This window comes from Kaistia hirudinis, from assembly GCF_014196455.1.
Lineage (GTDB): Bacteria > Pseudomonadota > Alphaproteobacteria > Rhizobiales > Kaistiaceae > Kaistia > Kaistia hirudinis.
Genome location: NZ_JACIDS010000003.1, coordinates 1015987 through 1028166 on the forward strand (window position 1 = coordinate 1015987; position 12180 = coordinate 1028166).

General features: G+C 67.7%; 6 protein-coding genes. 5 read left to right on the forward strand and 1 reads right to left on the reverse strand.

Going from position 1 to position 12180, the window contains the following annotated elements:
- Positions 1-57: 57 nt before the first annotated feature.
- The 5 genes from ptsP to clpB all read left to right on the forward strand — a co-directional run bounded on the left by ptsP (position 58) and on the right by clpB (position 9297).
- On the forward strand, positions 58-2322 hold the full coding sequence (ptsP, locus tag GGR25_RS14730; RefSeq protein WP_183399525.1) for a phosphoenolpyruvate--protein phosphotransferase: 2265 nt from the start codon (positions 58-60) through the stop codon (positions 2320-2322).
- A complete protein-coding gene (gene prfA / locus GGR25_RS14735; protein ID WP_380146876.1) occupies positions 2319-3398 on the forward strand; it encodes a peptide chain release factor 1 in 1080 nt (359 codons plus the stop codon). The genes ptsP and prfA overlap by 4 nt, the downstream gene beginning before the upstream one ends.
- 35 nt (positions 3399-3433) lie before the next feature.
- Positions 3434-4294 carry a peptide chain release factor N(5)-glutamine methyltransferase gene (prmC, locus tag GGR25_RS14740; RefSeq protein ID WP_183399526.1) on the forward strand — a complete coding sequence of 287 codons (861 nt, stop codon included), beginning with the start codon at positions 3434-3436 and terminating at the stop codon, positions 4292-4294.
- Positions 4295-4713: 419 nt separating this feature from the next.
- Positions 4714-5718: a DUF4167 domain-containing protein gene (locus GGR25_RS14745; protein WP_183399527.1), complete on the forward strand. Its 1005-nt coding sequence runs from the start codon at positions 4714-4716 to the stop codon at positions 5716-5718.
- A 981-nt stretch (positions 5719-6699) separates the two neighbouring features.
- A complete protein-coding gene (gene clpB, locus GGR25_RS14750) occupies positions 6700-9297 on the forward strand; it encodes an ATP-dependent chaperone ClpB (protein ID WP_183399528.1) in 2598 nt (865 codons plus the stop codon).
- A gap of 75 nt (positions 9298-9372) precedes the next feature.
- Here clpB and GGR25_RS25035 read toward each other — a convergent pair whose 3' ends face one another.
- Complete coding sequence (locus tag GGR25_RS25035) at positions 9373-11466, reverse strand: peptidoglycan DD-metalloendopeptidase family protein (RefSeq protein WP_183399529.1); 2094 nt, start codon at positions 11464-11466, stop codon at positions 9373-9375.
- Between the last annotated feature and the right edge of the window lie 714 nt (positions 11467-12180).

Consider the following 12180-nt stretch of genomic DNA (forward strand, 5'->3'; position numbering starts at 1 on the left):
GCGGGTCCCGATAGTCGGGTCCCGGCCGGCAAGACGAGTTCTCGAGGAAGGCGGACCATGCGGGGGTCTCTCGCCGGACCGCGCGTCCTGCTCCGCCGCCTGCGCGAGATCATGGCGGAGCCGATCAGCGCGCAAGACCGGCTCGACAAGATCGTGGCTCAGATCGCGTCCAACATGGTCGCGGAGGTGTGCTCGGTCTATGTGCTCCGCGCCGATGACGTGCTCGAGCTCTACGCGACCGAGGGCCTGAACCGTGCCGCCGTGCACCAGACGGGACTGCGCGTCGGCCAGGGCCTGGTCGGCCTGATCGCGGCCGAGGCGCGGCCGCTCAACCTGCCCAACGCGCAAAGCCATCCCGCCTTCGCTTATCTCCCGGAGACGGGCGAGGAGATCTACAACGCCTTCCTCGGCGTGCCGATCCTGCGCGCCGGCCGCACGCTCGGCGTGCTCACGGTCCAGAACCGCTCGCATCGCACCTATTTCGACGAAGAGGTCGAGGCGCTCCAGACCACGGCGATGGTGCTGGCCGAGATGATCGCGGTCGGCGAGCTCGAAGGGCTCGCCCGTCCCGGCACCTCGCTCGACGTCAAGCGCCCGATCTCGCTGAAGGCGGCGCCGCTTTCCGAAGGCATCGCGCTCGGCCATGTCGTGCTGCATGAGCCGCGCGTCGTCGTCACCGCGCTGATCGCCGAGGATATCGAGGCCGAGCTCCAGCGCCTGGAGACCGCGATCGCGCATCTGCGCCTTTCCGTCGACGACATGCTCTCGCGCGACGACATCGCGCTCGCCGGCGAGCATCGCGACATTCTCGAAGCCTATCGCATGTTCGCCTATGACCGCGGCTGGGCGCGGCGCATGGAAGAGGCGATCCAGAACGGCCTTTCGGCCGAGGCGGCGGTCGAGAAGGTGCAGAGCGACATGCGCGCGCGTCTGCTGCGCCAGACCGATCCGTTCCTGCGCGAGCGGCTGCACGATTTCGACGATCTCGCCAACCGCCTGCTGCGCCAGCTGATGGGCAAGGGCGCGGGCGATCGCTCGCCCATGCCGAAGGACGGCGTCATCGTGGCGCGCAACATGGGCGCCGCCGAACTGCTCGACTATGACCGCAGCCAGATCCGCGGCCTGGTGCTGGAGGAGGGCGGTCCGACCAGCCATGTCGCCATCGTCGCGCGCGCGCTCGGCATCGCGACGATCGGCCGGGCGAACAACATCGTCTCGCTGGTCGAGAATGGCGACGCGATCATTCTCGACGGCGATACCGGCGAGGCGCATATCCGCCCGGCCGTCGATGTCGAGGCCGCCTATGGCGAGAAGGTCAAGTTCCGCGCCAAGCGTCAGGCGCAATATCGCCTGCTGCGCAACAAGCCGGCGGTGACGCGCGATGGCGTACGCGTCAATCTGAACATGAATGCCGGCCTGCTGGTCGACCTGCCGCATCTGGCCGAGGCAGGGGCGGAGGGCATCGGCCTCTTCCGCACCGAGCTTCAGTTCATGGTCGCCTCGACCATGCCGCGCATGAAGGACCAGACGGCGCTCTATGCCTCTGTGCTGGATGCGACGCGCGAATTGCCGGTCACCTTCCGCACGCTCGATATCGGCGGCGACAAGGTGCTGCCCTATATGCGCAACCATCCGGAGGAGAATCCGGCGCTCGGCTGGCGCGCGATCCGGCTCGGCCTCGATCGCCCGGGCCTGTTGCGCATGCAGTTCCGCGCGCTGCTGCGCGCGGCCGCCGGCCGTGAGCTGCGCGTCATGCTGCCGATGGTCACCGAGGTCTGGGAAATCGACAAGGCGCGCGAATTGCTCGATCGCGAGCTGCAGCAATTGACCCATCATGGCCGCGAGCCGCCCTCGCGCATTCTGCTCGGGTCGATGGTCGAGGTGCCCTCGCTGCTGTTCCAGCTCGACCGGCTGATGGCGGCGGTCGACTTCGTCTCGGTCGGTTCCAACGATCTCCTGCAATATCTGACGGCGAGCGATCGCGGCAACACGCAGGTGGCCAGCCGCTTCGACGCGCTGTCGCGCCATTTCCTCCGCGCGCTGAAGCTCATCGTCAACGCGGCCGATGCCGCCGGCAAGCCGGTGACGCTGTGCGGCGAAATCGCGGGCCGCCCGCTCGCCGCGCTCGCGCTCGTCGCGCTCGGCTTCCGCTCGCTGTCCATGTCGCCCGCGGCGATCGGCCCGGTGAAGGCGATGCTGTTGCAGCTCGATGTCGGCCGGCTCAAGAGCCGGTTCGATCCGCTGATCGAGGCGAGCGACGGCGAGGATTGCATCCGCGAGATGCTCGTCGCCTTCGCCGAGGCGGAAGGCGTGCCGCTGTGACCCTGGTTCTTCCCGAAGGCCTGCCCTGGGACAAGATCGGCCAGCTCACGACGCGCGCCGAGATCATCGACCAGAAGCTCGCGGCGACGAGCGATGGCGAGGCGCTGGTCAAGCTGTCGAAGGAGCGCGCCGAGCTTCAGGACGTCGTCGAGGCGGCGACCGAACTGAAGGCGCTGGCTGCCGAGCGCGCCGCGTTGGCGGATCTCGAGGGCGATCCGGAAATGGCCGCGCTCGCCGAGGAGGAGAAGACCCGCCTCGACGCGGCGATCGAAGCCTCGGTGCGTTCGGTGCGCCTGCTGCTGCTGCCCAAGGACGCGGCGGACGAGAAGAGCGCGATCCTCGAAATCCGCGCCGGCACTGGAGGCGACGAGGCGGCACTGTTCGCGGGTGATCTCTTTCGCATGTATCAGCGTTATGCGGCGCTGCATGGCTGGCGCATGCAGGTGCTTTCCGAGAGCGAAGGCGATGCGGGCGGCTTCAAGGAAGTCGTTGCCGAGGTTTCCGGGCGCGGCGTTTTCGCGCGCCTGAAATTCGAATCCGGCGTTCACCGCGTGCAGCGCGTGCCGGATACGGAAGCGAGCGGACGCATCCATACCTCGGCTGCGACAGTCGCCGTGCTGCCCGAGGCGGAGGAGGTCGACGTCGACATCCGCCCCGAGGACATCAAGATCGACACCACCCGTGCCTCCTCGGCCGGCGGCCAGCACGCCAATACGACCGATACGGCGGTGCGCGTCACGCATCTGCCGACCGGCACCGTGATCGTCGCGGCCGGACGGTCGCAGCACCAGAACAGGGCGCAGGCGATGCAGATCCTGCGCGCGCGCCTGTTCGATCTGGAACGCGAGCGCCTCTCCTCGGAGCGCGCCGCCGACCGCAAGGGACAGGTCGGATCCGGCGATCGTTCGGAGCGCATCCGCACCTATAATTTTCCGCAGGGGCGCGTCACCGACCACCGCATCAACCTGACGCTCTACAAGCTCGATCAGGTCATCACGGGTGAAGCGCTGGACGAGATCATCGAGCCGCTGATCACCGAGCACCAGGCGGGACTGCTCGCCGCGCTCGACCAATGAGCGGCGAGGCGCTGACCCTCGGAGCCCTGCGCCGCATGGCGGCGAAACGTCTTGCCGCCGTCTTCGGCAGCGAAGGCACACCGGCGCTCGATTCGCGCCTCCTGATCGCCGCCGTGCTCGATATCGAGCCCAACCGGCTGTCGCTGTTCGATTACCGCGCCGTGTCCAGCGCCGAGCGGCTGCGGATCGAGGATTACCTCGACCGGCGGATCGCGGGCGAGCCCGTGGCGCGCATCATCGGCGCGCGCGAATTCTGGGGTCTCTCCATCGGTCTTTCGCCGGCGACGCTGGTGCCGCGGCCCGATACGGAAGTGCTCGTCGAAGCCGTGCTCGCCTGGTTCGACCGCCATGGCGGGCGCGAACGCGTGCTCACCGTCGCCGATCTCGGCACTGGCAGCGGCGCCATCCTGCTTGCGCTGATGAGCGCGCTGCCCGAGATCACGGCCTTGGGTCTCGACCTGTCCGAGGAGGCGGCGACCACGGCGCGGAACAATGCCGAACGCCTCGGTTTTGCCGATCGCAGCCTCTTTCTGCGCGGCGACTGGTCGCAGGCCCTCGCCCAGGTGGATGTTCTGGTGTCGAACCCACCCTATATAAGAAGCGAAGTCATTGCGGGTCTGGCGCGCGAAGTGCGCGAGTTCGACCCGATGCTCGCGCTCGATGGCGGTGCGGATGGGCTCGACGCCTATCGCGTGATCATCGCCGATCTGGAGCGCGTGCTCGCGCCCGGCGGCGCGGCATTCTTCGAGGTCGGCTACGATCAGCACGAATCGGTCTCGGCGCTTCTGAAGGAAGCCGGCTTCGACGTGCGCCTCCATCGCGATCTCGCCGGGATCGGCCGTGTCGTCGAGGCCGAGCGGGTCGCCATCTCCGAGCCACAAGGGCTCTTTGGATGAATTTGAAGAATGCACTTGGAAAGGCGCACCGAAACGGCTAGTTTTCGACCCGCCGCAGATAGATTTGATGCGTTATCCGGGTGCAGTGGAGAAATCCGCATCCGGCTTAACCGCGGCGAGGCGATCGGAATCGCGGGCGCATGGGGAACGAAAGCCGCGCGCTTATCCAGTCGTCACGGACGTCATCTCTGCTCGGTCATGGCGCAACGTATTGGATCCGTCGGTCTTCGTGCCGATGAGCGGCCAGGGCTTCGCCCGGTCATGCACGGATCGAATCCGATGGCAGTGCGCCCACCATTCTGCTCCGTCCGGTGTCGTCCTCCTGTCACCGGCGCGAGACGAATGCGTGGCGCGACAGGCCGCGATGCGCCCAGACCCGAACGCGTTGTCTGACCTTAGGGTCATGGAAGAGAAAGCTCATGCGACCAGGACAGCAGAACAACAATAACAACAATAATAACAAGAGAATGCGCGGGAGAAACCGGAAGGGGCCCAATCCGCTCACCCGCTCCTTCGAAAGCAACGGTCCCGACGTCAAGATCCGCGGTACCGCCCAGCACATCGCCGAGAAATATGTTTCGCTGGCGCGCGATGCGCAGTCTTCCGGCGATCGCGTGATGGCGGAGAACTATCTCCAGCACGCCGAGCACTATTTCCGCGTCATCGCGGCGGCCCAGGTGCAGAATCCTCAGCAGCAGCCCTTCTATCGTCCGGATATGGAAGATGATGGCCTGGATGAGGAAGATGATCGCTTCAGCGACCGCTTCGGTCAGCACGATCGTCTGGCGCAGGAGCGGCTCGCGGGCGAAGGCGAATTCGCGCCGGCCGTCGGCGAGGCGCCCCAGCCCTATGTCAACGGCAACGGCAACGGCAATGGGAACGGCCACTACGGTGCCGGCGAGCGTCCGCAGCGCGAGCGCGGCGAACGCCAGGAGCCCCGTGGAGACCGGCAGGAGCCGCGCGGCGAGCGTCCCGAACGTCAGGAAGCGCGCGCCGAAGGCGGCGAGCGCCCCGAGGGTCGCGGCGAGCGTCCGTTCCGCCAGAACCGCGAGGATCGCGGTCCGCGTGGCGAGCGCGGCGAGCGTCGTGAACGCGGCGAGCGCCCGGTCCGCAACGATCTGCCCCGCTTCGTCACGGGCGACACGCCGCAGCCGGTGATCGACGTCGCCCCCGAGCCCGCTCCGGTCGTCGCGGCGCCTGCGCCTGCACCGGCCCCGGCTCCCATCGAGGAGATCGTGGTGGCGCCGGTGGCGATCGAGGCGGCTCCGGCCGCTGCGCCGTCCGAGGAGCCGGCCGTCGGCGCGACGAGCGAGGAGGAGATGTTCCGTCCCCGCCGCCGCCGCGCCTCGCGTGCCCGCACGCGCCGCACCGCTGAGGAAGGCGCCGAGCCGACGCTCGCGATCGAGACCGTCGACGAGGAATAATCCGACGCTATTCGCGTCGACCTCGCAGCTGATCCACGGCCCAACAACCGGCACACCCTATTTCCCTCCCCCTTGTGGGGAGGGCCAGGGTGGGGGTCGGTGGCGTTGGCCGTGACGCGTCCGACAGATGCCGGCGTTTTCTTCCTGAGGCGACATCCGTAGCCCGCGACCCCACCCCGGCCCTCCCCGCAAGGGGGAGGGGGGAAGATCATCCGGCTGCATCAGGCTTCGCGCCCGAGAAAATAATCTATCCCCGCCCCCTCCGACCGGGCGCATACTCCGCTCATCCCCACCCACCGAAGAGGGCGAACCGGTCGTTCCGTTTGCGGGTGGGGCTCGGCGGGCCTTGGGGGCGAGGGGGTAACGAGCCTCGTCCCAATGGGCGGCCGGAACTCCGATGCGCCGGGTCCGTACACGCGGGCCAGCGGCGGGCGTTCGGCTTCTTCCTCAAGGCAGAGGCTGGCGTGGGACTTGCCGCCGGGTGACCCAGCAACGAAACACCCACGGTCCATCGGCACCGGTCGCAGATCTCGTCGGCGCGGGGCGCCGGCTGCCTCAAACGGGCGGCTCGGGCACCTCACATATCCAATTCAGCCGGCGCGCCGTCCGCGCGTGGGCAGCAGGCCGCCCCGCGCGACCTCTTCACTCAAGCCTCGCGGCCAAGGGCCGGCGGGGATCTTGGCGCTGTTTCATTGATCGGTCGGCCACTCGCAGCGCTGCCGAACGGGGCTGCGAAGGCGCGGCTCAAATGAGCAAGGCGGCCGCCGAAAGCGCGATCGGCGGAGGCCGGTCGCCCGTCCTTCGGCGCGCTGGATCGCGGCCGTAATTTTCTCCCGCGCCGCCCCTTCCTGTTGCGCTGCGGCAACACCATATCGTTCACGTGGCAGGCCGAGACGGCTGCCGCCGGGCGGCGACGCCCGCATTTTTGATCGGCCCGCCGTGCCTCATGAGGGCGGCGGGGACGGGTCAGGAGGGACGATTTTGAACTTCGACAATTATTCCGAGCGCGCCAAGGGCTTCATCCAGTCGGCGCAGACTCAGGCCCTGACGCGCGGTCACCAGCAGTTCGCGCCGGAGCATCTCCTCAAGGTCCTGCTCGATGACGAGGAAGGGCTTGCCGGCGGTCTTATCGATCGCAGCGGCGGACGCGCGCGCGAGGCGCTGGCCGCGACCGAGAAGGCGCTGGCCGCGATGCCGTCGGTTTCCGGTGGCGGGGCGGGGCAGCTTTATCTGGCGCCGGCGCTCGCCAAGGTGTTCGCGCAGGCCGAGCAGCTGGCCAAGAAGGCCGGCGACTCCTTCGTCACGGTCGAGCGGCTGCTGCTCGCCCTGGCGCTCGAAAAGGATGCCAAGACCGCGCAGATCCTTAAAGACGCCGGCGTGACGGCGGTGGGGCTCAATCGCGCCATCGAGGCGCTGCGCCAGGGCCGCACGGCGGATTCGGCCGGGGCCGAGGGCCAGTATGACGCGCTGAAGAAATATGCGCGCGACCTGACGCAGGTCGCCAAGGACGGCAAGCTCGATCCGGTCATCGGCCGCGACGACGAGATCCGCCGTACCATCCAGGTCCTCTCGCGCCGGACCAAGAACAATCCTGTCCTCATCGGTGAACCCGGCGTCGGCAAGACCGCGATCGCGGAAGGCCTCGCCTTGCGCATCGTCAATGGCGACGTGCCGGAGAGCCTCAAGGACAAGCGCCTTCTGGCGCTCGACATGGGCTCGCTCATCGCCGGTGCGAAGTATCGCGGCGAGTTCGAGGAGCGGCTGAAGGCCGTTCTGTCGGAAGTCACCGCGGCCGATGGCGGCATCATCCTGTTCATCGACGAGATGCACACGCTGGTCGGCGCCGGCAAGGCGGATGGCGCGATGGACGCCTCCAACCTGCTGAAGCCCGCGCTCGCCCGCGGCGAATTGCACTGCGTCGGTGCCACCACGCTCGACGAATATCGCAAGCATGTCGAGAAGGACGCAGCGCTCGCCCGGCGCTTCCAGCCGATCTTCGTCGGCGAGCCGACGGTCGAGGACACGATCTCGATCCTGCGCGGCATCAAGGAGAAGTACGAGCTGCATCACGGCGTGCGGATCACCGATTCCGCGCTGGTGTCGGCGGCGACCTTGTCGAACCGCTACATCACCGACCGCTTCCTGCCGGACAAGGCGATCGATCTTGTCGACGAGGCGGCGGCGCGGCTGCGCATGCAGGTCGATTCCAAGCCCGAGGCGCTGGACGAACTCGACCGTCGCATCATCCAGCTCAAGATCGAGCGCGAGGCGCTGAAGAAGGAGACCGACCAGGCCTCGAAGGACCGGCTTGAGCGGCTCGAGAAGGAGCTGACCGACCTTGAGGAGGAATCGGCCGCCTTCACGCAGCGCTGGCAGGCCGAGAAGGAGAAGCTCAACTCGGCTCAGAAGATCAAGGAGCAGCTCGATCAGGCGCGGAGCGACCTCGACAAGGCGCAGCGCACCGGCGATCTCGCCAAGGCGGGCGAACTTGCCTATGGCACGATCCCGGCGCTCGAACGTCAGCTCGCAACGGCCGAGAAGGAGCAGACTTCGACGATGATGGAGGAGGCGGTGACGCCCGAGCATGTCGCTCAGGTCGTTGCGCGCTGGACCGGCATCCCCGTCGACAAGATGCTGGAGGGCGAGCGCGAGAAGCTGCTGCGCATGGAGGACGATCTCGCCAAGCGCGTCGTCGGCCAGGCGGAGGCGGTGCATGCGGTCTCGACCGCGGTCCGTCGTGCGCGGGCCGGCCTCCAGGACCCGAACCGGCCGATCGGCTCGTTCATGTTCTTGGGCCCCACCGGCGTCGGCAAGACCGAGCTGACCAAGTCGCTCGCCTCGTTCCTGTTCGACGACGAGAGCGCGATGGTGCGGATCGACATGTCGGAGTTCATGGAGAAGCACTCCGTCTCGCGGCTGATCGGCGCGCCTCCCGGCTATGTCGGCTATGAGGAGGGCGGCGCTCTCACCGAGGCGGTCCGTCGCCGGCCGTACCAGATCGTTCTCTTCGACGAGATCGAGAAGGCGCATCCCGACGTCTTCAACGTCCTGCTGCAGGTGCTCGACGACGGGCGGCTGACAGACGGGCAGGGGCGGACGGTCGACTTCAAGAACACCGTCATCATCATGACGTCAAACCTCGGCGCCGAATATCTCGCGGCGCTCAGGGACGACGAGGATGTCGATGCGGTCCGCGAGCAGGTGATGGCGGTCGTGCGCGGCCATTTCCGGCCGGAATTCCTGAACCGGCTCGATGACATCATCCTGTTCCACCGCCTGAAGCGGGCCGAGATGGGGCGGATCGTCGAGATCCAGCTGAAGCGGCTGCAGAAGCTGCTCGAGGAGCGCAAGATCGTGCTCGAACTCGACGAGTCGGCCAAGGCCTGGCTTGCCGAGAAGGGCTACGACCCGACCTATGGCGCGCGGCCGCTGAAGCGGGTGATCCAGCGCTATGTGCAGGATCCGCTCGCCGACAAGCTGCTCGCCGGCGAGATCGCCGACGGCACGCTGGTCAAGATCACGGCCGGAACGGACAAGCTGCTGTTCCTGCCGCGCGGCGAGGCGGCGAAGGCCGCGTAAACGGACGACAACGAAAAAGGCCCGGCGCTCGCGCCGGGCCTTTTGTTTGGGTGACGCCGCCGTTCAGCGGATTGTTCAGTTCGTGACTTCGTCGTCGGGGATGGAGGCGACCTTGGCCCCGGCCGGCGTCCCGATGAGCGTGTCGATGCGTGAGCGTTCCTTTTCGAAAGCCGTCAGGATTTCGCCCTGCAGCACGCGGCCGCGCGGCAGGCGCACGCGCAGCGGATCGACGGGCTTGGAATTGATGCGCACCTCGTAGTGGAGATGCGGGCCGGTGGAGAGACCGGTCGAGCCGACATAGCCGATCACCTGGCCCTGGCGCACCTTCGCGCCGGGGACGACGCCCTTGGCGATGCCCGACTGGTGGCCGTAAGCCGTCTCATAGCCATTGGTATGCCGGATCAGCGTGAAGCGGCCATAGCCCGAGGTCCAGCCGGCCTTTTCGACGACGCCATTGCCGGCGGCTAGGATCGGCGTGCCGCGTGGCGCGGCCCAGTCGACGCCCGGATGCAGGCGGACATAGCCGAGGATCGGATGCTTGCGGTAGCCGAAGGGCGAGCGGAGGATGCCGATATTGATCGGCTTGCGGACGAGGAATTTCTTCGCGCTGCGGCCGTCCTCGTCGAAATAGTCGACGACGCCGTCATCGGGCGAGCGATAGCGATAAAAGCGCTTGGTCACGCCGTCGATGGTGATCGAGGCGTAGAGGATTTCGTCGTCCGCATCGCTCCCGCCATCCTCGGGCAGGGAATGGAAGACCTCGATCGCATCGCCCGGCGCGACGCGCGACTGGAAGTCGACGTCATAGGAGAAGATGCGGATCAGCTCGGTGATGAGCTGCTCGGGAACCTGCTGCTCGCGCGCCGTCTCGTAGATCGAATCGTAGAGCTTCGGCATCGGCCCGTCATCGGGCGCCGCCGGCTCGGCGGTCTCGAATTCGTCGGTCGAGCTCTCCGGCTCGTCGGCGCGCACGAATGTGTCGTCGTCGCGCCGCGCCACGGTGGCCTGGTGGACGCCGTCGTCATAGATCGAGACGCGCATCGGGCGAACCGAAGAATCCGACTCGATCGCCTCGAGAATGCGCACCTTCTGGCCGGCTCTCAGGCTGGTCAGATCGACGAGATCCGACATGGCGGCGATGATCGCGCTCGCATCCTGGTCGCCGACGCCGTTCTGGCTGAGCAGCTTGCCGAAGTTCTGGCCCTTGTCGATCGAGGCGACGCGTTCCTCGTTGCGCGAGGTCGGCGCCGATTTGGCGACGAAGGAGACATTTTCCGGCACGATCTTGACGCCGAGCGCCGAGAACGGATCGCTCGACGGATCGGCGACCGTGAAGCGGTCCGGGTCGACATAGGGCATGGCGGCCATGACCGTCCCGGCCGCGAGGTTCGGCACCGTGGCGCGCGCCGCGGCCTCGGCTTCCGCCTCGGCGACGCTCGGCTCGCTGTCCATGGGCTGCTCGTCGAGCGGCAGGTCGGAGGTCTTGACCGAGATCTCGCCTTCGACATTGGCGCCGTAGAACTGCTCCTGCGCCGGCGCATCCGAAGCGGCGCCCTGGTCCGCACCGTCGCCCGAGCTGCCCGCGCCGCCGTCGGCGCTGGCGACATCGGCGTCCTCGCCGTCGCCCGACGTGCCCTCATCCTTGATCTCGGCGAGCTTGTCGGCGGCCGTCGGCGCTGCCGGGCCCGGATCGCCGCCCGCGAGGCGCGTCGGATCGAAGGGGGGAATATCCGCGCCGGCCTCGGTGATCGACGTCGCGAGCGCGGTTGTGATCTTGGCGAAGGGCTTCATCTTGATCAGGTCGCGGTCGCCCTGACGGCTGACCGTGCTGACCTGGAGGACTTGCCGATCGGAGACGGGTTCCTGGGTCGGCCGGATGCGGTCGCCCTTTTGGCCGGTTCCCAGACTGTCGATGGCGCTGCGTATGGCGCGGCCGATCTCGGGGGGAACCGCCAGCTGGTGCCGGCCGTCGAGCGCGGCCATCAGCGCGCCGCCCATCAGAACGGTCGAGGTCAGTCCCGTGAGCACGGTTCCGGCGAGCCAGCGGACGCTGACGCTTCGTCGCTGCGGGAGACCGTCCGGCGTACCGACGGTCAGCGCCGGCTCGGTGCCGAGGTCGACACCTCCGCTCCGCGCCCCTGCCGACTGACCGCGTCCCCATCCTCTCACGGTAGCGTCGTTCCCTCTGCTCGCCGGCCTTGTCGCCGTCTCTCGTATCGTTGCGCCGTCCCGGCTGCCCGCAGGGTACGGAAACTTGCCGCCGGACGCTGGCCAAGTCAACGATGACCCAGTCAACGTTGGCCAAGTCGAAGCGGGCGCGACCGGAGGCCGCCACGAAGCGTGTCACCGGACCGTGGCCGCCGCCGCTCCGGCCCCCGCTTGTCGTCGGCCGGCGGCCGGGAAGCGGGTGGAAGAAGCCACAGTAGCAGGACGTGGCGCACGCGATGCCGCGTCGCCGCCTGTCTTCCACTCGTCCTGCATGATGTCATCAATATGGCTCGGACAGCCCGGCGCGCGTCTGAGCAGGAATTCAGGGAACAGCAAACGCGCCTCTACGCGCGAGCGCACGCACGTGGAGGCGCGCTCGCCCTCCCAAATCCGTCGGAAAGACCGTGCCAGGCGGGGCTGCCGTGGCATTCCGGATAAGGCGGCCATGGGGCCGAGGGCGGGTGCGAGGACCGGCCTGTGCGCCGTCCGGGTTATCCACAGATCGGCATCAAAAACGTCGTCCCGAAGATTGTTGCAAGATCGGTGTTGACACCGGACCGGCCGGGACGTAGATATCCGCCAACGACGCGGACGACGCTGTTGTCTGCGAGACGAAAAACTCGTCTCTGAGTTTTGGGTCTTGCGGCGGTGGGTTGGACGGGTTATATGGCGGCG

Excerpts from the sequence above, each read along its gene's own strand:
- GGR25_RS14745 (WP_183399527.1), top strand. The coding sequence starts at position 4,714 with ATGCGACCAGGACAGCAGAACAACAATAACAACAATAATAACAAGAGA.
- prmC (WP_183399526.1), top strand. The coding sequence starts at position 3,434 with ATGGCGGCGAAACGTCTTGCCGCCGTCTTCGGCAGCGAAGGCACACCG.
- ptsP (WP_183399525.1), top strand. The coding sequence starts at position 58 with ATGCGGGGGTCTCTCGCCGGACCGCGCGTCCTGCTCCGCCGCCTGCGC.